Below are 22,774 nucleotides of genomic sequence, written 5' to 3'. Positions count from 1 at the left end.
GATAACTCCCAAAATTAATGATTATAAAGTATAATTTTATTATTTAAATGTGAATTTAATGTGGATAACCATGTTACTTAATCATTTCACTTTAAATATATGTTTGATGTGCATATAATTATCATACAATTGTAAAAATTGGTTAGTAAAAGAGAAAGATAGGGAAATAATTATGAATAGGATAATTAATGACATTGATATTTTTAAATTAATTCAACACGAAAACATAAATACTGAAAGTTACCAAACTATATTTATGTTATACCAACCACTTATTGGTATCGAAGCTACAAATTTATATTTAACTTTAATCCAAGAAAAAACATTAACAAAAAGAATTAATCTCGATTTTAACCATGGTCGACTTAAATCTTTATTAAACATTTCTACTACTCAATTATTAGTAGCATTCCAACAATTAGAAGCTGCTAACTTAATTAAAACTTATTACTATCCTTTAAAATCAACTTATATTTATGAAATTTTTAGTCCTTTAGAAGCTGATGATTTTTTTGCAAATACTCATTTAAACGAGAAATTACTAAACCAGCTAGGAAGAAACAATTACGAACGTCAAAGATTTTATTTTCTAAACAACAATATTGAGATTACTGAAAACTATATTAATATTAGTCAAGAAGAAAATACAATTCCTCAAACTGTTTCTCTAAAATCTGCCTTAAATAATATTTATTCTGTCCAAAAACAAAAACCAATTCCAACTCCTATTTATTCATTCATGAAACCTGAAACACCGACAGTTACGAAAGTTAATCTAAATGCGACACCAAGTGACTTTATTGCTAAACATAACTCTCCAATCATTAATGATACTGTTGGTTTAATGCAAACTAAATCACCTGAAGAATATTTAGCATCATTAACTAAAAGTACTATTACTAGCAAACTAAAAATGACATTATCAACATTAAGCCATGATTTTCATTTAAGTACTGCTGTAATTAATTGTTTGATTGAATATGTATGATTTAAAAATAATAAACGTTTAGAACCAAACTATATGATTAAGATTGCTCAAACTTTCCAAGAAAATAAAATCATTAATATTGAAGATGCTTTAAAACATTTAAAAATGGCTTTTGCTCGCAGTAAAAAAACACCTCAACATCAATTCCAACAAGAATCATTATGAACATCGCAAACAAACAATTCTAACTTTAAACCAACAAATCACACACAACAAACCAACAACAATATTAAAACTACAACTATGTCCCAAGAAGAAATTAATAATCTTTTAAAGGAATTTGATGCTCATTAGTTTAATATAACAATGAATATTTTATAAGAAGGAAAACATTATCATGAAACTAAAAGCAACGACAATTTTAAAAGAAAATGCTAGTAATGCTGAACTTAATGATTTTGTAGCAAACCATAAATTAACTAACAGTGCATTAGAACCTTATGTTCATTTATTAGGTAAATATGTTAATAGTTATAATTTATGTAAGAAACGTGAAACGTTAAATAAATGTTTACAAGATGTTAAAGGTTATCGTTATAAATTAGTTTTTTTACCTAATGGTAAAATTAACTTAGCATTAACTGACTGTTTACATTCAATTAACCATTCTGATCAAAAACAAGTTTATAATAATTTTTGAATTAAGTATTATGATGACAAATTATTATCTCTATCTTGAAGTAAAAATTTTAATGTCGTTGGTAGTGCTCGTATTCAAATTCTCCAATATCTAAATCAATCTTTAAAACATAAAAGTTATCAGGGATTATATTTACATGGTGATACAGGCAGTGGCAAAACTTTTATTTTTATTTTACTAGCTAACAAACTAATTCAAAAAAATCAAACTGTTTGTTTTATTGTCTGACCAGAATTTGTCATGGATATTAAAAAAAGCTTTAAAAGTGAAACAAATACTAACCAGCAAATTGAACAATTAAAAACTTGTGATTTATTATTCATTGATGACTTAGGTGGTGAAACAGTTAGCGCTTGGGAACGTGATGAACTATTATTCAGTATTCTTAATGCTCGCGTCTTACCTCTAAAAACCACTTTTATTAATTCTAATTATAGTATTAATGATTTATATGAGCATTACCATTTACGAAGTAATAAATCCGAAGAAATTAAAGTTAAACGTTTATTAGAACGAATTCAAACTTTGACTTTACCGATTGAATTAAATCGTGAAAACTTGGATATTATTATCACTAAAGAAGATAACACTACACAAGTAGAAATAGTTAGTCCTACCACATAAAACCTCTTAATTTTGAGAGGTTTTTATATTTTGTAAATTTCTTAAAAGTTTGACTTGGAAAAAAATAGTGCTATAATAGTGTTATTCTACTGCCAAAAATATCCTTTTTTAATTAAAGGAAAATAATAATATTTGGTATTAAAAGAAGATATGGGTAATAGAAAATAAAATTTAAGGAGGGGAAAAATGTTTTTAACCAAAACGTTTTTAATTGTGGCTACTACTGGTGCTTTAAGCAGTAATGTTGGAATATCACTTAGCCACAGCACAACACAAATTACTACTATTAATAAAATAAAAACTGATGCTAAAATAATTGATTTTAATGCAACTATGTTAGAAGCTTTCAAAACTAGTTTTATGTTTAATCATCCAACTGAATCTCAAGAAATAGACAGTATTAGTGATTTTAAAATAAATAATTTGTCACAATCTAATATTGAAATTAAAAAAGTTGGTGATCAAATTTTAGATTTTGATGATAATAAATTCAACTTTATAGGTGAAAATGAATTTATGAATAACAGTAACATTGAGCAAACTTATCAAACAACAAGTTTTACAAAAAAACTAATTTCAGAAGTAGGTGCTACTACTAGTCTGGGAATATCATTAGGTATTACCAAACAGATTAATGTTTTTAAAACTAATGCAAAAATTAGTTTTGATTTAACTACTAGCGAAAAAGTGAGTATTGAAAAAGACATAACAGTTCCAACACAAAGTGTTAGACTATCTCCACATAAAAAAATAAAAGTTCATGTCTTTTGAGGACAAACTAAATTTATTCAAAATTTAATATTAAAAGCTAATATTTCTGGTAAATTAGTTGGTTTTTTGCATTTTAAAAATTCAACATTAAATCAATCATTTGAAGTACCAATTTCCACTGCTGTTTACTACTTAAACTTATCAAATAAATGCCCTGAAGGTATATCACTTGATGAAAATACAAATATTGTGAATTTTAATGGTATTGCTCAAGCATGACAATCAAGTGTTGCAAGTAGCGAAACTGTTATTACTGATAAAGAAATTGATATACCTCCAACTATTTAAAATTTGAAAGGAATAAAATAAATGAAGTCATTACTTTTAGTTACTACTCTATTATCTTCTTCAACAGGAGCACTTATAAATAAAAATACTAATCACATAAATTTAGCAATAGAAACTAATACTATCTTAGAACAATTAACAGGTTCTTATAAAAATAAAGATATTAAATCTGAGCAAATTAGTTATTTTAATTACTTAAGTACCATTCAAAATTCAAAAATTCTAATATCACTACAGAACAATATCAATGTTAATCTTGATTTAAAAAAATTTAAGGATTATAGTTTTTATAATCCTAATATTTGAACAGAACATACAAGTTATAATTATCAACAAGCTGAAAATCAATATAAGGTAGCATTAAACTATGCAATAACTAACATCTTTAATAAAATCCTAATCCTATCAATGGTTAGTGACATTACTAATTATTATAAAAATAGTGATAATATCAATAAAAATGAAATTATAAAAAATAATATTAATATTATTAAGGATTTGACTAGCGACATAAATCATGAAAGTGATAGTGAATTTGAACATAGTCTATTTAATAAACAAGGAACTTTTATGACAAGTATTAGTAATTTTAATTTAAATCAATTAGTTACCGATTACCAAAATGGTAAAACTGATGTTCAGTTAGAAAAATATCGCACTATAAATTATAATACTAATAATTTTACTGTTGACAGTACACCTCTATTAAAACAACTTATGAGTGATACATTTAATGAAGCAGCCAGTCATCTTGGATTAGAAACTTATGCAACTAAAGCAGGTAGTAATACTATAAACTTAAATGACTTTAATATTAATTTAAGTTTTAATGTCAAAGTTTATTTTTCTATTTTTTCTCCTCCAACTCCGTGAGGTGAACGACCTCAAGCACCACAAGTTGACTTTAGAACAGTAATGCCTTCATTGTTTGATATAAGTTTAATTTAAATTTAAAGGAGTTCGTTAAATATGAGATTTAAAAAACTATTACAAATAATTAGCAGTTTAACACTACTAACACCATTAATTACATTAACTATCGCTTGTCAACAATCAGATGATAAAACTATTACTTTCCTGAATCCTAATATTACCCAAGCATTAAAATTATATGATGATAAGGGTAATTCCTTAATACAACAATACCTATTTGATCAATATGATAAAGATAATATCGAAAAATATCGCATTCAAGCAGGAACCCGCTGTTTAGATTTTAATAGTTTTCCTGATTTTGACCAAAATAGTTTGTTAAATTTACAACCACAAGACTATATAACATACCCAGAACTCAATGACTACTTCATGACTAATGTTTTAAAAATACCTAAAAATGCAAGCCAATTTTATGATTGAACAACTTCTTCCTTAATCAAAATTAGAGTAGTACCTGAAAGCTATGTTGTATCTAATGATATATCTTTAAAATTTAATCATAAAGATAAAATTGTTGATTTTCAAGCACCAGCAACGACATGCAACATTGAATTTTATAATAGTGAAACAAACCAAGTATTAGTTACATATAAAATTAATGTTAGTAGCAGTTTTCTTAATATTGCTAATCAAAAGTTTATTATAATAGATGAAAAGGATATTAGTTATGATTCTATACACTTTCATAATCAAAGTATTGTTGAAACTGGAAATTTTTTTAATGAAAGAATATTTCTAAAATCTTATGATTTAAATAAAGATACAATTAATACACAAGATTTAGCAAAAATACTACATGCGCAAATAACTTTTAAGCTTTATGATATGGAAAAACAACGTTTAGTGTTTGACCAAGAACCGCTTAATAGTATTACTAATTATGAAATCGGATTTGAATTAAACGATATATATGTTAATACAATATTCAAAGTTGGCCAAAGAACTGACCCAATTCCAAATATTTAAAATTTTTATTAAACATTTATAGTATTAAAGTAAATATTATAGTATAATTACAATACAAATGAATATTTTAATTTGGAATTTAATCTAAGCAATAAATTTAAATACCAATGAATTATATTGCATTTAATTATACAAATCCCTAGTGTCTAGTGAGTTTTAATAAGCTCACTAGACACTTTGTGTTTAAATACAAAATGAAATGACAGGAGAAAGAATTATGCCATATGTAGAATTAGACCAAATTGAAGCTAAACTTAAGAGATCAAGAAAAGCATATGAACCAGAGCCAGAATTTACCGAAAAAGAAATAAAAGATTATGAAAAACAAATTAGAGATATTAAGAAAAAAGCTAAAAAATTTCACAACTATTAGAAAAACAAATTGATAAATCATTAAGTCCAGTACTAACAACTGATGGTGCAACACTTTTAGATAAAAACTAGAATGATTACCTTTAAATGAGCTTTAAAAAAAGTAGTAGAAAATTTAATTACAGAATATCAATGTTTAATAGAAGTAACAGAAAAGACTAGCAATGGTCAAAAAAAAATATTACTCAACTATTAGAAATTTTCACTTTATTCAATTCTGAATTTAAATCCGCCAAAAATATAATTAATAATCTTGTACAAGCAAAAACTAAAAATACTTTAATTTCAAAAGAAAACTTAGAAAAAATAAAAGATTTTGATGATACAATGTTTAATTCTGTCAAAGAAGTTATTAACACCATGCGTTTATTAATAGATACATTAGATAACGATTGACATAATGAGAATTACCGTGAAAATGTTAAAGTTTTAATAGAAAATATTAAAAATCTATTAAACAAAATGAAAATCAAACTAAGTTATTAATAAAAGGTTCTGAAAAAAAAGAACATCAGGAACTTCAAACAAATTATAAACTATTAAAATCTAAATTAAATGTTGTTACTAAGAAACTGAATTCCTTATTGACAGGTGAAGAATCATATACTGACCTTAAATTTTCACAAGTAATTTTAAAGGGTCAAATGGAAATTAGGGATTATTTTGAGACAACCACCTATTATACGCATGAAAAAACAAGAATAATTGAAAGATCACCAGAAGTAAAAGTGACAGAAAGAAAATTCCAAAATCCAGTTTTCTTTAAAACTTATTGTGAACCAGTTGATTGTAAACTAGGTGAACCCCAAGCTCTCCCAATAGTTGCAAAAAACAGCTATACTAACTCAAGTGATAGTCAATTAAACTTTTTACCTAATTCCGTTCCTAATAATTATTCTGATGCTAAAGGTATAGAAGATTGGGCAACTCTCCTATTTCAACAACTGCCGCGGGCATAACTTTTGCGTGTGTAGCAGGTGCAACAGGACTTGTAATAGGTGCAGGATTAGCAGCAACTTATTGTTATAAGAAATTTAATAACAATATACAAGAAAAATGCACAGAATTGGAAGAAGGTCAACCTGATAGTAACCAAAAACTATTAACACCACGTAATCTAAACATCTAACTTCTCTAAAGGTTTTTTAATACCAGAATTGTAATCTCTTCACCATCTAATAAACATGGCAGATTATCAATACAAACTAAAACTTAAATGCTGTTTTCATTTTCTAGTCCAAATTAATTTTTTCTATATAAAATCCATATTTTGTAACAAATATTTACGATATTAGTTATAATATACCTAGTCATTAATCAATATATAAAAAAACAATGAAGAAGGAGTGATTTTATAATGGCAACAAAAATTGCAATTAATGGTTTCGGTCGTATCGGTCGTCTTGCCTTTCGTCAATTATTTGACAAAAAAGACACTGAAATCGTAGCTATTAACGACTTAGGAAATGTGGAGGCTCTAGCATATTTATTACAATACGACTCAGCCCACGGAACATGAAAACATGGGAAAATTAAATTTGATAAAGCAAAAAATACTATTACTGTTGATGGTAAAACTATTAAAGTTTGTCAAGAAAAAGACCCAAAGGCATTACCATGAAAAGCTAGCAATGTCGACTTAGTTATTGAATCAACAGGGCGTTTTGCCACTAAAGACTTAGCACAAGCTCATATTGATGCAGGAGCTAAAAAATGTGTTATTTCAGCACCTGCTAAAGGTAATTTAAAAACTATTGTTTACAATGTTAACCATGATATTTTAAAAGCAGAAGACAAAATTATTTCTGGTGCTTCATGTACAACTAACTGTCTTGCTCCTGTTGTAAATACTTTAGAAAAAGCATTCGGTCTTGTTAAAGGATGAATGACAACTGTTCATGCTGCAACTAATGACCAACGTTTATTAGACTTAGAACACTTAGACTTCAGAAGAGGACGTAGTGCTATGGCTAATATTGTTCCTGCTGGTACAGGTGCTGCTGCTGCGATCGGTTTAGTTATCCCTTCAGTTAATGGTAAACTAGATGGTTCAGCGATGCGTGTTCCAATCATTACTGGTTCAATTGTTGACTTAACTGTTGAATTAAAGAAAAATGTTACGGTTGATGAAGTTAACAAAGCTATGAAAAAACATAGTAATGAATCTTTTGGTTACAATGAAGACCAAATCGTTTCAACTGATATTATTGGTTCAAGTTTTGGTTCAATCTTCGATGCTACATTAACTAAAGTAGTTGAAGTTGACGGAAAACAAATTGTTAAAGTATTTGCTTGATATGATAACGAAATGTCATACGTATCACAATTAGTAAGAACAGTATTACACTTAGCAAAGCTTAAGTAATTTTATCAATAGTTTAATTTGATTAATTAAACTTCATAAAAATGCATCTTTACTAAAAAAAGATGCATTTTTATTAGTATTGCTGTATTTTTTACAAAAAGTAATAAAATATCTTATAATATGGGGAAAGCAAAAAAGGAGATGAAATTATGAATAAAAAGACTTTAAAAGATCTTGATTTTAAAAATAAAAAGGTGCTTGTTCGTTTTGATTTTAACGTACCATTAGATAATGGAAAGATTACCGATGATACGAGAATTAATGCCGCAATTGAAACTATCAAATACCTCCAACAACAAGATGCGAAAATTATTATGTTGTCACATCTAGGACGTGTAAAAAATGAAGATGACAGAGTTAAAAATACATTGGCACCTGTTGCTAAACGTTTAGGTGAAATACTAAAACAACAAGTAGTTTTCATTAACGAAACTCGTGGTAAAGAATTAGAAACTGCTATTAATGCATTACAACCCAAACAATTACTATTAATTGAAAATACTCGTTTTGAAGATTTAAATGGTAATAAAGAATCTGGTAATGATCAAGAGTTAGGAAAATATTGAGCGCACTTGGGTGAAGTTTTTGTTAATGATGCTTTTGGTACTGCTCATCGTGCTCATGCTTCTAACGTTGGCATTGCTGCTAACATCAAACAAAGCTGTGTTGGCTTACTAATTGAAAAAGAACTAACAATGCTTAACAAAATTACTATGCAACCTGAGCATCCATTTGTTGCTGTTATTGGCGGAGCCAAAGTATCAGATAAAATTGATGTTATCAAACAACTATTAATTAAAGCCGATAAAGTGCTTATTGGTGGTGGCATGGCTTATACCTTCATGAAAGCTTTAGGTTTTGAAATTGGTGATTCATTACTAGAAAAAGACAAAATTGATACTGCTAAAGAAATTATGAACTTTGGAAAAGGGAAATTAATATTACCTGTTGATTTTGTGATGGCCAAAGAATTCAAAGATATTAAAGGTGAAATAACTAAAGACCAGAACATTAAAATTGGCTTTGAAGGAATGGACATTGGCCCTAAAACTTTAAAATTATTTCAAGATAGTTTAATTGATGCGAAAACTGTATTCTGAAATGGACCAGTTGGTGTTTTTGAAATGAGTCATTTTGCTAAAGGAACTGAAAGTATTTGTAAAACTATTGCTAGTTTAAAAAATGCCTTCACTTTAATTGGTGGTGGTGATAGTGCTGCTGCTGCTGTTAAATTTGGTTATGAATCTAAATTCAGCCATATTTCAACTGGTGGTGGGGCTTCTTTAGAATACTTAGAAGGTAAAAAACTACCTGGCATTGAAGCCATAGAAAACAAGTAATTTTTAATATGTTACAATATGATGAAACAGTTATGATTTTTGTGACCATTAGTCTTTTCTTAGTTACCGTGATTCTTATGTGTCAATTAATACAACTTTGCTTTTGATTAATTGTTAAATTAAAGACTAAAAACAAACATAATCTTGCACCTTATTATCAAGAATTATTAGCAAATGAAGACCTTAACTGTCAAGTTGTAAAAAAGAAATTTATTATAAAATACTTTAACTATAATGTTAAAACCAACGTTCTAAAATTAAAAACTAATGATTTTAATGAAACTACAACTTGAAACAAATATCAAACGCTATGTAGTGTTTTATGTATAAAATGAAAAAACAAATACCAACCACGAAAAAATCTAAGTTTACCAATTATTAATTTATGCTTATTAATTGGGATTATTAATACAATTATTTGTGCATTATTGTTTTATATTCCTACTTGAACTAACACAAGTACCAATATTAACCAAGAAGTATTAGCTATTTTTAGTTTTGCTGGGTTAATTATTATTACTGTGAGTTGATTATTTTGAACTATGTTTTATGAAAAAATGCGCAAAGAAATTATGAGTTTATCTTCTGGTTTAGAGGACCATGATGAAGTGAAAATTATTAAATACATCACTTTTTTTAAATCCTGTTTTCCTGCTGCTGACTTGATGTTTTAAAAATTAAAATCTGTTATTAGAGGTTTCCAATAACAGATTTTTTTCTATACCTCGACTAGTCGAGGTACATTTTTTAATTAATTCTATAATTTCTTATTCATTTCATGAATGCCCTATTAACCTTGACCTTACAGGTTAGCTTTTATAACATTATTACCACTTTCTAACTCTTTTACTTCTTGTTGTTAATTAATTTTATCGACATTAAATAAATTATCAATAACACCAATTAAATAAACACCAATAGCGCCTACTACTACTGCTATTAAATCATCGCCAACAGTATCAGCAAGCATTAATACTTACTAATTTATTATCGCATGAAAGAACAGCACTACCAAAAATAGTTGCTAATGCTACATTACAAGCAGTTTTTGAAAATTTATCATTTCCCATTTTTCATTCCTCCTTAATTAAACTTTGCAATTAAAAACAAAAAATACCCTTCAATGATACTACGACCTTGAAAATACTTTTCAAGGTCAGTTTACAACCTGATTCTTTTAAAAATTGATTTATCAAATCAGCACGTAATGTTTCATCAAGCACAATAGGATCAGCTAATTTCTTTCCTGGTGTTCATTTAGCAGTTCCAAGTGTACCAGCATCTTGGCTAGATACTAATATCTTAATTTTTTTATTAGTTAAATTTATTAATGAAGTGAATGTATTAGTATTATTAGTAGGAACGTTATTTAAATTAATAACAGCTCCAGATACACATCCAACAGGAACAGTAGTATCATTAACAAATAATGTATTTGAATTAATCACTACATCTAAATCATTAGTATTGAACGAGATATAATGTCATTAATTACACCTCTTGTGTCATCAGGTTTAACGTTAAAAGAATAAACAGGTGACTTAATGTTATCTTTATCATCTTTAAATTGAAAATCAAAAGTTCCAGCAGAAACTGTATAATCTTGTAACTTTTTATTAGCAACTAATGATATTTTTGGATTTGAGGCATAACCTTTAATGTTATTTAGTATTGTAATATCAAATATTCCGGTGGCAAAATCATTTCCAGAAATTGGTTTCACTCCTAAAACTGATGTAATGAAGTCATAACTTTCTGTATTAGCAGCCCTAGAATTTTGTGTTGAATCAGTTAACAACATAGTAGCACTACTTCCCTGTCCAGAAATATATCAATATACAGAATCAAAACTGTCAGTGTTTTTAACACTGACCCTTTTTACTGGTACTATACCATTACTACTAGTTATTTGGAACTGATCTGATACTTTATACCATTCATTGTTCCTGTTGGTGTTGTTGAAGGATTACCGCATGCAATCATTGGTAACACAGATAATCCAGTGAAATTAATCGCAGTTAGCATTCTTAATATTTTTTTCATAACTACTACCCCCCCCTTTAAGTTTTTAATTTAATTATCTAAATTATACATGATAATTAAATTTTAAAGTAAAAAAGGAATACTATTGGTTTCAAAAAAGAAATAAAATTGATTTTATTAAGTATTAAAAAAGTAAGTATTTTTATTGATACTTACTTTTTTAATACTATGTTTATTATTTTCTTTCGCTTTGAACATACATCATAATACGGAATATTAATTGTAATACTTCATATATTGTTCTAATTAAATAATAAATAAATTTAATTTGGAAAATTCAACCAATAGCACGAATTTCTTTTTCATTTAGAATTCCTAATAGATTGGCACAAATTTCTTTACGTGATTTAGCGTAGAAAACTAATTGCATACTAGCATAAACAATTAAAAAAATACTTCCTAAAATTGATAAAACTATTGATAAGATATTAGCACCACTTGTTGATAAAGTAATTCATGAATTAATTGGTGAAATCGCAAATAATAACGCTAACACAATGGGAATTAAAATAAAGAATAACGTTAACTTACGAGAAAAATCTCATCAAAAAGTATTAAAACGACTACTCTTAGAACTACTTACTGCCCAACTACTCTCCATAGCCATAGCTAATGAGTAAATTGAACGACGATGATAAGTTCAAGGTAGTAATCGTAAAGTGAAATGACCATTATTAATTAAATATGGTCGTAAATAAAAGAACCTTGGTTCAACAGTAACCCCATTAACATTACCAAATCCTTTAAACTTAATTCTTGGAGCATTAATACCATACTTTTGTATATAAGTTTTAGCTAACTCACCACCAGTTAAATTAGCACTATTTTCACGATGAAATCATGAATATTTAATTCATGTTACAAATCAAATCATAGTTACTATAAATAAAATAGCAGCAACAGTAACTAACATACAAGCAACAACAATTAAACTAGTTGATCATGTTGATGGATTACCAGGATCAACAGCACATAAAAGTGAATAATTCATAATTTAATTCCTTTCTAAAATAATTTCAACTTATAACATTGTAGCATATAATCCTACTCAACAACAAATAAAAAATTATAAATTTCTTGTTCACCACTCACAAATTCATATTCAATATTATAATCTTCATCTAAAATCTTAATTACATAATTTAATTGTTCTTTAGAAGCATCCTTGCCTTTAAAAATAGTAATGATTTCAGCACCAGTTCAAATTAATTTACTAAATAAACCACGAATGGTAGATATTATGTCTTTATTAGAACTAACAATTTTTACCTTAGTATCTTTACGATTATTAACAGCGCCAAAATAATGGTTCTTTTCAATAGTTACACCATCAATTTCAACATCACGATCAGCGACGGTAATGTAGCCAAATGCTACATTTTTTTTAATTTCACTTCACATATTATTGTAGTTATCTTTAGGATTGTCTTCACGATTAAAATTTAAAGCAGCACGCATACCATGGGCAATGTTTTTAGCTGGTAAAACAAAAACTTTTGATTTTTTTTCCAATTTTTTAGCTTGTTCAGCAGTTAAGAATAAGTTACCATCATTAGGCAAAATAAAGACAGTTTTGGCATCAGCTGCTTCAATAGCTTTTAAAAAATCATCAGTTGAGGGATTAACACGTGATGAATATGCAATAATATGGTCAACATTTAATTGCTCTTTAAAAAAGACTTCTACACCTTTACCGCTAACTGCAGCAATTAAAGCAAAATCATGAATTAATTTACGAATTGGTTTAATAGTTTGCGTATGGGCTTTAGCTTGTTCAGTCATATTTTCAATTTTTACTTTTAAAATTTCACCAAATTTTTGAAAGTAATTTAAAATTTGACCAGGTTTCAAAGTATGAACGTGAACTTTAAGTAAGTCTTCATCATCTACAACAACAATTGATTGACCATCCATTGTTTCTAAATCATTGCGAGTTTTATTTAAATTAAAATCTGACTTGTTAGTTTTACTTAATTTAACAATTACTTCTGTACAATATCCAAAATCTTCTTGGTTTAATGACATTTCTAATTTAGTACCATCTTGAGTTAATTTTTTCTTTGGCATAATAGGTTTACCATTCTTTAAACCATAAACCATACCTTCAATAATATATACTAATCCAGCACCCCCTGAATCTACAACACCAACCCTTTTTAAGATTGGTAATAAGTCAGGAGTTCTTTTTAGTGACTCACTCATGCCTTCTAATAACTTTTCGAAAATAAAGAGAGCATTTTTATTTTTATCAATATTCTCACTAATAAAATTAGTCCCTTCTCTGACAACCGTTAAAATAGTCCCTTCTACTGGTTTCATAACCGCGCGATATGCATATTCTTGCGCACTCCTTCAAGATTTAATCAAATCTTCATTATCAATCATACTATCTTTATTTTCTTTTGCTATTAACACTTGAAAAAAACCACGAAAAATTTGCGACAAAATAACACCAGAATTGCCACGAGCACCCATAATTAAACCACGAGAAAAAGTAGTACCTAATTCTTTTAATGTTTCATAATCTTTGCCATTTAATTCTTTAATTCCATTCATCATAGTTAAATTCATATTAGTTCCTGTATCACCATCTGGCACTGGAAAAACATTTAATTTATCAACTTCAAAATGGTGATTATAAAGATTATTAGCTCCGCTAATAAGCATGACTTTTAAGGTTTTAATATTCATTTTTTTCATTTAAATCCACCTAATATTTTTCTTATTCTTCAATTAAATCACAAGCAATAATATTTAATTTCACATTATCTTGGTGCTTAATTATTTTTTCTACAACATACGTTAAATTTCTTTGTGCTACTTTCATAATGGTTCAAATATTACTATTAGCAAAACAAACAATATTAATATCAATACTTCATCCTAAGTTATCCTTAGACACAGTAATTCCCTTAATACCACCTGATTCATAAATACTAGCAACACCTGGCACAGATTTTATGTTATCATATAATGCCTTTTCAATAATCCTCATAACATCTGTAACTGTTTCCACACGCTCACCCCTTAAAGTTGAACTTAAAATAATCCTTGCAATTTTAAAGTCTCTTAAATTATACCTAATATAATAATACAAGACAATAAATAATAATTTTTGCTCGTTAAAAACAGATAAAATAATTTAACATCTCAAAACTATTAAATTTAAGATGGCCTTATACTTTTTACATGGTAAATATTAAAGTTTATGATAAATTTTTTTATCTTTAATTATTACATTGATTGACATTCAAAGATACTTTTAGGTTAATTAACTTAGTATTAATATGAGTCTTAATTTTTTTTAGAAGCCCCCACATATTGTATAATAAAGTAATAGTTAAAAGAAAGTAAAAAGCAAAAATAATTTTTAAATTATAGTGAAGCGAAATGATATATTACTATTGTAACAAATGCTTTAAATTACTAATACTACTGCAGCAATTAACTCATGGCGAATATGGTTGTTAGAAATTTAGACATTTTAATTTACACTTAAAATTGTTTTACACTATGTCTAATATCTAAATATTATTTTTTTTTTAAAATGAAAGTTATTTTTTCTTCTCATTTTAAGGCGCAAGAATAAAACAATGTTTTTATTTTAAAAATATTGCTTTAATATTAACAAAAAGTTATTATTATATATAAGGTTTTTAAAACTATATTACAAAGAGGTATCCACTAATGAACACTGAAACTATTTTATTAATTGTGATGTGAGGATTGCTTGCCATCACATGTGTTACTATTGAATTATTAACAACCAATCTAATTACCATTTGATTTGCCCTAGGCAGCATTGTTGGCTTAATTGTTGGCGCTTTTAATGTAATTTGATATTGACAAATTATTATTTTTTTAACAACAACTATTATTACATTAGCAGTTGGTTATCCATTATTACAACAATATATACATAGCAAACCAACCTTAAAAACTAATCTTGATGGATTAATTAACCAACAAGCAGAAATGATGAATGATTATCCTAACAATCATAAAGTACCAGGAATTGCCAAATTAGATGGTAAAACATGAACCGTTTTTAGCACTACTAACGACAATTTTAAAAAAGGTGAAATAGTTTTAGTCACTTCAATTATTGGTGTCAAACTTGTAATTAAAAAAATATAAGGAGATAACCATAAAATTTTACCAATCAGTACTATTATTGCTATTATTTTAGCTACCATTATTATTGTTTTATTGATTACTATGCTCTGTTTAGCTATCAAAGTAGTTCCTCAATCTAATGCCTATGTAATTGAGAGAATTGCTAAGCAAATTTCACTAAAAGAACAGGTAGTTAGTTTTACACCACAAACTGTAATTACTAAAGATAATGTAACTATGGAAATTGATACTGTTTTATTTTTCCAAGTTACTGATACTAAATTATATTCTTATGGTGTTGAACGCCCGATTTTGGCCATTGAAAACTTAACTGCTACAACATTAAGAAATGCAATTGGTGATTTAGAATTAGATAAAACATTAACATCACGTGATGAAATTAATGGTCGTTTACAAATTACTTTAGATGAAGCAACTAATTCATGAGGAATTAAAGTAGTACGTGTGGAAGTTAAAAATATTCAACCACCACGTGAAGTAAAAGAATCAATGGAAAAACAAATGCGTGCTGAGCGTGAGAAGCGCGCTGCTATCTTAACTGCTGAAGGTGATAAAGCACATCACGTATCTTAATGGCAGAAGGAAAAGCACAAGCTTTACTAGTTCAACAGCAAGCATTAGCTTCTTCAATTGATATTTTAAATAAATCAACTCCTAATCAACAAGTACTATTACTACGTAGTTTAGAAACTATGGAGAAAGTAGCTGATGGAAATGCTACTAAAATTATTATTCCGTCTAATCTACAAAACTTAGTAGGGTCATTTGCAACACTTGGCGAAGTATTTAAAGAAACAACTGCTGTTGGGACAAAACAAAAAAATGATAACTTTGGAACTGATGTTATTAGTGTTAAACCTAAACCAAAAAAATAAAGATATTTAATTAAAAATGATAAGCGTGTTCTCTTATCATTTTTTAAATTTATTAAATTTTATCATAAAGATTCTCTAACTCAAATATTTCATGAAGACCAGCGTCATGAATAAACAATGCTGCTAACATTGGTGTATTATCGCTCATTGTTAAATATCAAATCATAAATGAAAAGTTTAAAAACGAACATTTTTCCTTTTCTTTAAACAAGAACTTAATCATAAAACTACTAATCACAATAATTGGTAATGAACTAGAAATTCACCCTATAAAACTAAACATAAAAGAAAAACAGAAAAAAATAGAAACATATTTCAAAAAAGAATAGTTTAATGATTTTGCTAATATTCCCATGACAAACGCTGTTATTAATAGCAACAATAATATAAATATATCATTCATTTAATTCTTTTATAAAATGTAATAATACCAGAATGATTATATTTTATTTGATATACATCAAATAAATCAATAATATTTTTACTTTTAAAAACACTAATAATACCTAAAATATTTAAAGTTAAAATATCAATTATTAACAAGTTTCTAGAAATAATATTCACCAATGAACATCATTACGTGGTTCATTGGTGAATATTAAATTTAAAACAATTATTATTAATTGAATTTTTCATGCAAGAAAAAAATCTCCTTCTAGCAAACCAATTCAATAAGCAAAATTTAAAGTTACAATAAAAATAGTAAATGTGCTAATAATAACAGATATTATAATATTAATCATTCACGAAATAAAACTAATTTTAAAAAAACTTTTAGTTTCATTACTAAAATAACTACTTTTTCTTATTGTTTTTCATCGATAAAAAACTGAAATTTTTAAATGACTCTTTATTTTATTTACATCATTAAATATTTGTTTTTTATTTAAAATAAATTTCATTAGCAACCAACGGTAAATTATTGATAAATAAAACATAGTTACTTTTCCCCTTAAAATTTATAATTTGAAATCAGAATTAGTTCTGATTATATTAAAATAGTCGACCCCATTGCTACTAATCAATTTCTCATTTGATTAACCTCCATAAATAACATTATTCATAACCACAATTATTCTTGCAAAAAAAAGTTTAGAAATATTAAATTTTATTATGTTTACCTCAAACAGTTAAGAATAAACTTTGTATATATGATTAAGTTTATTATATACCTAATAATAAGAAGGAGGACTGCTTAATAGTCAGTCCTCCTTTATTTAATATTCATCTTCAGATGGAATATCACTAATATCAACAATTACTTCTGTGTTTTTAACTGTTGTTTCTTTATCAATAATCAAACCCACACTTTCTTCACCAGTATGTTTAGCATTGGTTTTTAAACGATGCAATTGTTGTTCTAATGGTACTAATATTTTTCTAATACCAACATACAAATCATAATCTTCTACTGAACATTGTAAATAATTTTTATTTAACATTTGAATATGAACTGAAATTTTAAAAGTATTATTACTATGTCTTTCAATATCAACTTTTGCCACCATATCGTTTTTAATATATTTAGTATATTTTGATTCTAAATGAGTTAAATTTTTCTCAATCGCATTATGAATTGCATCTATTATTTTAATATTTTTGCCATGAATAATAAGTTGCATAATTTTATTGCTCCCATCTATTTATATATTGTGATTAAGTTTAAACTTGTAAAATAATTAATGCATTACTATTTTCGCATAAATAGTCATTTTTTAAAAGCATTACTTAAAAAAGATATAACAGTTAAAAAATATTATTTTAGGTTTTTATTTTACGTAACTTACGTTTATCTTTTCATTTTTTATCTTTAAGAACATTTTCGCGTCCATTAAATGTAATAGTAGTTTTTCATTTAGGATAGTCTTGACCTTTAGCAAGGGCATTCATACAATTTAATGGTCATAAATTTCTTGCTTCTTCAGTACCAACAGCAGCTAAAGGGCATTGGTAAACAATAGTTCAACTATAACTACGGACATTATTATTTTCTTCAGTATTAGGATTAGCAATAAATGAATCTTTAAACATTAAAGCGCCAGCATAATCACTACGATATGCTTCTGCTTCATAAGTTGGAGTTACTAAACCACGTTCTCAAGCAGTATTAATTTGCTCTTTTGTTCATACTTTTAATGGGAGCGTTGGTTTTGTTGGTAGTTGAGGATTTATTGTTTGTGAAACTTGGGCTTTTAATACTGGCATTTCCGTAACACCAATAACAACTGGAGATTCTTGATTAACTGATGATGGTAGTGGAGGAGGAGGTGGGACACCTTGAACAGGTGCTTTTAATGGATAAACGTTTTTTACAAACTGTTCATTAGGTTGCTCTTGTTGTACACTAGGTGTAGAATCACTACTAAATATTTTTAAATTAGCAGTCTCATCTGTTGCTATTGGTTTTGGTTCTGGTAATTTATGAATTGATTGATTAATTACATGAGGAGGATTTGCTGATGAAGGCACAACTGATTGCGATGTTGAAATATTATCTTGAACAGGTGTTGGTTGTTTTGTAACAGTTTGGGATTTTAATACTGGCATTTCCGTAACACCAATAACAACTGGAGATTCTTGATTAACTGATGATGGTAAAATGGCAGGTAAAGCATTTGGTTGTACTTGTAAACGAATGTTTTCTAATGATTGGAAATATCCTGGCTCATCATCATTCTTTTTACGCATAGGGCGTTTATTAGTAGGAGGGATAGGGCTAGTTATTTTTTGTTGGTCAATAGAAGATAATGGAATTGGTTCACTTTCTACTTCTGGTAACAATTCATTGTTTTCCATAGTCATAAGTGTACTACTATCACTAATGTCATGCAAATCATGACTAACTTCTGATTGCTGTTTTTTGATAAGATGCTGTTGATTTAAGAAAACGCTTTTTGAATTATTAGAAAAAAAAATAGTTATTAATCAGCAAGAAAATCCAATAGTACTACCAGAAAAAATAATCGTAAATACTCAAGGAATAATAAAAAATAAAATACTAATAGCGCCATTCTTAGTGATATATGCTCGAAATCCAGCACTAGCAATGCCACAAAAACTAATCATAAAAATTAATAATATTCCACTAACTACTAAACAAGCCACAGCAATCAGAATTCTAATTGCATCATATTTTTTAGAAAAATAAAAGGTAGAACAAGAATACCCACAAATACTAACATAAACACGCATATTGATAATGTTAAACCTACAAAATTAAAGTTAAAACCATTATTACTAATTTCAATCAATAACTTATCAATATTACTACGATAAATACTAATAAAAAATATTCATGTTATAAAAAGTGTTATTGTTGTCAATCCACCACTAACCACTAAACCCCAACGATTAAGGAACTTAATATTTTTTCATTTTGATTTAAAAGGAATATTATCATATTTTTTTATTCCCACTTGTTCTGTCATGTTAAAAACCTCATATCATCTTTAACTTTATATACTAAAATATTAACATAAAAAATATTTTCATACTTAAAATAACTTAAATAACTTAGGAGAAGGTCATTGCTAAGTTTTGTTCAATTTAGTCGTAACCCAAACTCCTTAACCTTTTTACAAAATTAAAACAAACTTCTCTGAATTATTGTTTATCAAATCTTTTATACACCCTGAATTATTTTTTTGTTTTAATTTTAATTTACAACTACAAATTGGCCTATTTTTTAAATAAAAATTTGTTTATTTGTTAAAAAAAGTTTTTTTACAGTAATTAATAATATAATATAAATACGGAAAAAGTGGGATATTTATTATTAATTTAAAGCTTTAAAAAGGGGACACAAACGATGCAAACTATCGAAAAAAAGTAAAAAAATAAAGTATTATCAAAATCATCAGCAGAAAAAATAAAAAGTGAAATTAAATTGGTACCTCAATGAAAAATTTTTCCTTTTGTAATTAACAGCGGAGCGATTGGCCTGAGTGAAACTGGATATAAACCTATTAATAGCAAAATTACTGACTTTGGAAAATATGAACTAATTATTACTGGCGATGCTCCTGTTGTTGTTATATGGAAAAATAGTACCAAAATTTATCAAAAAAACAAAGGAACAACAGACCCTAAAACGAAAATTACAACTGGTCAAGATCAATTTTATACTAAGAGATATCAAGTCGGTGATTACTGAGAGGGTGCATTAATTGAAGATATTAGTGGTGTTGATTTTTCAAGGGAGTGTAACAAAAATCCGGAATTAATTATTCAATATTGTCTGATTATCATTTGAGACGAGAAATAATTAAGAATTTTTATGTAATTGTAATTTAATAGTACTCTTAATTATAAATAATTACAACTAAAATACATATTATAATTATTTTCAATAGTTTAGTATATTAAAAAAACACAACAAAAATACTTACTAAACAGACATTTAATAAGTTTTCAAGATTTAATTTAAAAATTATATTATGGTTTTAAATTAATTTCTTGACATTTAAAGACAATCATTTTTTTATATGTTTTAATACTATACGTACGATTACCAAGCATTGATTTTAAAATATGTCAAACATTACTTTCAGCAAAACAACCAATATTTTCTTTACAAACTTGGTTAGTAATGCCTTCTTTATTATTAAGAAAGTATTTTTTCTTTAGTTTTTTATGTTTTAAAGTTTTAAGATAATCAAGTAATTTATCATATTCACCATTTTCAATAAAATTTCTACAAGTATTATATTCTTGATAATACTTGCCGTTATTACCGGCAATAATGCCAAGATATAATACTTTAATTAAATGAAATTTATCTAAAATAAATTTAGCATTAAGATGTTCAGCAGTTTTTTTAATTCAACCAGCACTATCACCACAAATGATTACTTGTGCTGGGTCAAAATTTTCAAAAAATTGTTTTCCTTGTTCTAAAATAAAGTCAGCGGTTTTCTCAGCACCAAGCACGGTTTTATTAGGTCTTATAATGACACTTGCTCTTTTATTAACTAATGTATGATTAATATTATCTGTATAAAATACTACTAATCGCATGGAATATTTATTAATTTTACGCTTGTATTCTCAAAATTTTCGATGACCATCATCAATACTAATATAAATAGGTTGGTTTGGTTCTAGTTTAATTTTACTAATATTTTGTATGACAATTACATATTTCTTAAATATACGACAAATAGTCATACGATTAACATTTGCTTGTAACATGGTATGACAAATATCTTTGTATCTTTTTCCATCAGCAAAATATGCAATAACATTTTGTTCGATATCTTCTCCAATTCTCTTATATTTAGGTAATTTTAGTTTTTCATCAACTAGACAAACATATACTAATTTGTTTAATTCTGTGTTATAATATTTGTAAATACGTCGTTTATAAATTACTACACCATATATTGTGTTTCTTTTTCTTTTTTCAAAATCAACAACCATATATTTGCTTTTATCTCGTGTTTTAAATAATTTTAGGTCTAGTTTTTCTCATCTTTTTTTGATATATTCTAAATTTAATTGATTAATTTTTTGGTATTGTTCTCGATAATTTCAAGACATTGTATGTCTCCTCCATTCTATTTAATGTTTGATACATTAAAATTTTAATTTATAAGTAAAGGTTTGTGAATAAAATATGACACTTATTAGTAGTTATGCACAATTAAATAAAAAATATGACCTTAATTTTAGTGATAATAATTATGGTTTTAGTTGAGAAGTTTTTAAAGAGTTTGTTGGTGAGCAATGAGCAGAATTTTTTACAACAAATTGTTTTTATCGCTTTGTACCAACAGCACGTTTAACAAGAAAAACATGAAATTGTTTAGCGTTTGACTTATTTGTGTGCTGTAATTTTAGTGATAGTTCTGTTCAAGAAGTAAGACGTTATGAAAATACTCATAATGAAACTACTATTGGTTCTTTAATGGATGTTTGTCAATATTTAGAAGATAAGTATGATATTCACTTAGGAGTTAATAATCCACATGGTATTAAATGAAAAATCACTAAGGATGGTGGTTGTATTATCTTTCCTAATAATCAACAAATAGATTTTATTGGTTATGCTAATGGTAATAAGATTTTTGGTAAAGCCGTTGGTGGTTCTAGTTATTTATGTTCAAGAACAGATGAAATTATTATGGCAGAAGAAAAAGAAACTTTAAGTGAAAAACAATTAACGCAACGTTATGAACGTTTAAAATTATCAATGTTTCGTAGTAATCGTATTAAAGTATCTAATGAACCAATTCAAGACTGAAGTTGAACATTTATTGATAGAAATATATTTAGTCCAACTTATGGTAAAAAAATTACTCGTTATTTTTATAAAAATCACTTTATTGCTTTTACTTGTAATCCCTATGATAAATACCACCCCTTTTATTTGCTCTATTGCACACCCTATTTGCCATTAAATGATAAAGTTATAGAGAGATACCCTTAAAA

At 26.8% G+C, this 22,774-nt stretch carries 27 protein-coding genes and 1 pseudogene; 16 read left to right on the top strand and 12 right to left on the bottom strand.

Translation table 4 applies throughout. The annotated features are described in order from the left end of the window. Positions 1-172: 172 nt before the first annotated feature. The 12 genes from AAHM98_RS01450 (at position 173) to AAHM98_RS01395 (ending at position 9,964) form a co-directional block, all read left to right on the top strand. Positions 173-1,282: a DnaD domain protein gene (locus AAHM98_RS01450; protein WP_342276735.1), complete on the top strand. Its 1,110-nt coding sequence runs from the start codon at positions 173-175 to the stop codon at positions 1,280-1,282. A gap of 43 nt (positions 1,283-1,325) precedes the next feature. Next, complete coding sequence (locus tag AAHM98_RS01445; protein ID WP_342276734.1) at positions 1,326-2,252, top strand: ATP-binding protein; 927 nt, start codon at positions 1,326-1,328, stop codon at positions 2,250-2,252. Between the two features lie 186 nt (positions 2,253-2,438). After that, positions 2,439-3,311 (top strand): ETX/MTX2 family pore-forming toxin, encoded by an 873-nt coding sequence (locus AAHM98_RS01440; protein WP_342276733.1) that lies wholly within the window; start codon positions 2,439-2,441, stop codon positions 3,309-3,311. A 21-nt stretch (positions 3,312-3,332) separates the two neighbouring features. Continuing rightward, the gene (locus tag AAHM98_RS01435) at positions 3,333-4,259 is read left to right on the top strand and encodes a hypothetical protein (RefSeq protein ID WP_342276732.1); all 927 of its coding nucleotides are present in this window, start codon (positions 3,333-3,335) and stop codon (positions 4,257-4,259) included. Positions 4,260-4,280: 21 nt separating this feature from the next. Further along, positions 4,281-5,213 (top strand): hypothetical protein, encoded by a 933-nt coding sequence (locus AAHM98_RS01430; protein WP_342276731.1) that lies wholly within the window; start codon positions 4,281-4,283, stop codon positions 5,211-5,213. Positions 5,214-5,430: 217 nt separating this feature from the next. After that, positions 5,431-5,586 (top strand): hypothetical protein, encoded by a 156-nt coding sequence (locus AAHM98_RS01425; protein WP_342276730.1) that lies wholly within the window; start codon positions 5,431-5,433, stop codon positions 5,584-5,586. A 326-nt stretch (positions 5,587-5,912) separates the two neighbouring features. Then, positions 5,913-6,071: a hypothetical protein gene (locus AAHM98_RS01420; protein ID WP_342276729.1), complete on the top strand. Its 159-nt coding sequence runs from the start codon at positions 5,913-5,915 to the stop codon at positions 6,069-6,071. Between the two features lie 98 nt (positions 6,072-6,169). Beyond that, entirely contained in the window at positions 6,170-6,544 is a 375-nt protein-coding gene (locus AAHM98_RS01415; RefSeq protein ID WP_342276728.1) for a hypothetical protein, read from the top strand. Then, a complete protein-coding gene (locus tag AAHM98_RS01410) occupies positions 6,505-6,714 on the top strand; it encodes a hypothetical protein (protein WP_342276727.1) in 210 nt (69 codons plus the stop codon). Before AAHM98_RS01415 ends, AAHM98_RS01410 begins: the two co-directional genes overlap by 40 nt. 228 nt (positions 6,715-6,942) lie before the next feature. After that, on the top strand, positions 6,943-7,950 hold the full coding sequence (gene gap, locus AAHM98_RS01405) for a type I glyceraldehyde-3-phosphate dehydrogenase (RefSeq protein ID WP_342276726.1): 1,008 nt from the start codon (positions 6,943-6,945) through the stop codon (positions 7,948-7,950). Between the two features lie 149 nt (positions 7,951-8,099). Continuing rightward, positions 8,100-9,290 carry a phosphoglycerate kinase gene (locus tag AAHM98_RS01400; RefSeq protein WP_342276725.1) on the top strand — a complete coding sequence of 397 codons (1,191 nt, stop codon included), beginning with the start codon at positions 8,100-8,102 and terminating at the stop codon, positions 9,288-9,290. Positions 9,291-9,298: 8 nt separating this feature from the next. Continuing rightward, positions 9,299-9,964 carry a hypothetical protein gene (locus AAHM98_RS01395; RefSeq protein ID WP_342276724.1) on the top strand — a complete coding sequence of 222 codons (666 nt, stop codon included), beginning with the start codon at positions 9,299-9,301 and terminating at the stop codon, positions 9,962-9,964. Between the two features lie 426 nt (positions 9,965-10,390). Here the strand turns inward: AAHM98_RS01395 and AAHM98_RS01390 are convergent, their stop codons facing one another. From AAHM98_RS01390 to AAHM98_RS01365, 6 genes are all read right to left on the bottom strand, one after another. Continuing rightward, a complete protein-coding gene (locus AAHM98_RS01390; RefSeq protein ID WP_342276723.1) occupies positions 10,391-10,738 on the bottom strand; it encodes a hypothetical protein in 348 nt (115 codons plus the stop codon). Positions 10,739-10,743: 5 nt separating this feature from the next. After that, the gene (locus tag AAHM98_RS01385; RefSeq protein ID WP_342276722.1) at positions 10,744-11,091 is read right to left on the bottom strand and encodes a hypothetical protein; all 348 of its coding nucleotides are present in this window, start codon (positions 11,089-11,091) and stop codon (positions 10,744-10,746) included. A gap of 104 nt (positions 11,092-11,195) precedes the next feature. Next, a complete protein-coding gene (locus AAHM98_RS01380) occupies positions 11,196-11,333 on the bottom strand; it encodes a hypothetical protein (protein WP_342276721.1) in 138 nt (45 codons plus the stop codon). 175 nt (positions 11,334-11,508) lie between these two features. Further along, entirely contained in the window at positions 11,509-12,324 is an 816-nt protein-coding gene (locus AAHM98_RS01375) for a hypothetical protein (RefSeq protein ID WP_342276720.1), read from the bottom strand. Between the two features lie 53 nt (positions 12,325-12,377). Further along, a complete protein-coding gene (locus tag AAHM98_RS01370) occupies positions 12,378-14,033 on the bottom strand; it encodes a DAK2 domain-containing protein (RefSeq protein WP_342276719.1) in 1,656 nt (551 codons plus the stop codon). A 22-nt stretch (positions 14,034-14,055) separates the two neighbouring features. Then, complete coding sequence (locus AAHM98_RS01365) at positions 14,056-14,349, bottom strand: hypothetical protein (protein WP_342276718.1); 294 nt, start codon at positions 14,347-14,349, stop codon at positions 14,056-14,058. A gap of 671 nt (positions 14,350-15,020) precedes the next feature. On the opposite strand from AAHM98_RS01365, the gene AAHM98_RS01360 reads away from it, so the two are divergent. Both AAHM98_RS01360 and AAHM98_RS08990 read left to right on the top strand, forming a co-directional pair. After that, on the top strand, positions 15,021-15,470 hold the full coding sequence (locus AAHM98_RS01360) for an NfeD family protein (RefSeq protein ID WP_342276717.1): 450 nt from the start codon (positions 15,021-15,023) through the stop codon (positions 15,468-15,470). Positions 15,471-15,488: 18 nt separating this feature from the next. Next, positions 15,489-16,345, top strand: a pseudogene (locus tag AAHM98_RS08990) (SPFH domain-containing protein). 52 nt (positions 16,346-16,397) lie between these two features. Here AAHM98_RS08990 and AAHM98_RS01345 read toward each other — a convergent pair. The 5 genes from AAHM98_RS01345 to AAHM98_RS01325 form a co-directional block, all read right to left on the bottom strand. Beyond that, entirely contained in the window at positions 16,398-16,628 is a 231-nt protein-coding gene (locus AAHM98_RS01345) for a hypothetical protein (RefSeq protein ID WP_342276714.1), read from the bottom strand. Between the two features lie 253 nt (positions 16,629-16,881). Further along, a complete protein-coding gene (locus AAHM98_RS01340; RefSeq protein ID WP_342276713.1) occupies positions 16,882-17,247 on the bottom strand; it encodes a hypothetical protein in 366 nt (121 codons plus the stop codon). A 315-nt stretch (positions 17,248-17,562) separates the two neighbouring features. After that, the gene (hpf, locus tag AAHM98_RS01335) at positions 17,563-17,967 is read right to left on the bottom strand and encodes a ribosome hibernation-promoting factor, HPF/YfiA family (protein ID WP_342276712.1); all 405 of its coding nucleotides are present in this window, start codon (positions 17,965-17,967) and stop codon (positions 17,563-17,565) included. A 139-nt stretch (positions 17,968-18,106) separates the two neighbouring features. Further along, positions 18,107-19,450 (bottom strand): hypothetical protein, encoded by a 1,344-nt coding sequence (locus AAHM98_RS01330; protein ID WP_342276711.1) that lies wholly within the window; start codon positions 19,448-19,450, stop codon positions 18,107-18,109. After that, positions 19,438-19,773, bottom strand: a complete 336-nt coding sequence (locus AAHM98_RS01325) for a hypothetical protein (protein WP_342276710.1) — start codon at positions 19,771-19,773, stop codon at positions 19,438-19,440. The genes AAHM98_RS01330 and AAHM98_RS01325 overlap by 13 nt, the downstream gene beginning before the upstream one ends. Before the next feature lie 458 nt (positions 19,774-20,231). Here AAHM98_RS01325 and AAHM98_RS01320 point away from each other — a divergent pair, with 458 nt between their 5' ends. Next, the gene (locus AAHM98_RS01320) at positions 20,232-20,609 is read left to right on the top strand and encodes a hypothetical protein (protein WP_342276709.1); all 378 of its coding nucleotides are present in this window, start codon (positions 20,232-20,234) and stop codon (positions 20,607-20,609) included. A 170-nt stretch (positions 20,610-20,779) separates the two neighbouring features. On the opposite strand, the gene AAHM98_RS01315 is transcribed toward AAHM98_RS01320, so the two are convergent. Next, positions 20,780-21,883, bottom strand: coding sequence for an Mbov_0401 family ICE element transposase-like protein (locus tag AAHM98_RS01315; protein ID WP_342276708.1), 1,104 nt, complete (start codon positions 21,881-21,883; stop codon positions 20,780-20,782). A gap of 76 nt (positions 21,884-21,959) precedes the next feature. Here AAHM98_RS01315 and AAHM98_RS01310 point away from each other — a divergent pair, with 76 nt between their 5' ends. Next, entirely contained in the window at positions 21,960-22,772 is an 813-nt protein-coding gene (locus tag AAHM98_RS01310) for a hypothetical protein (RefSeq protein ID WP_342276707.1), read from the top strand. Positions 22,773-22,774: the final 2 nt, after the last annotated feature.

The organism is Spiroplasma endosymbiont of Nebria brevicollis, from assembly GCF_964030895.1.
In the GTDB taxonomy this organism is placed as follows: Bacteria; Bacillota_I; Bacilli_A; order Mycoplasmatales; family VBWQ01; genus Spiroplasma_E.
Note: the sequence above shows the minus strand (reverse complement) of the source record. Positions and strands in the feature narration are given on the sequence as shown.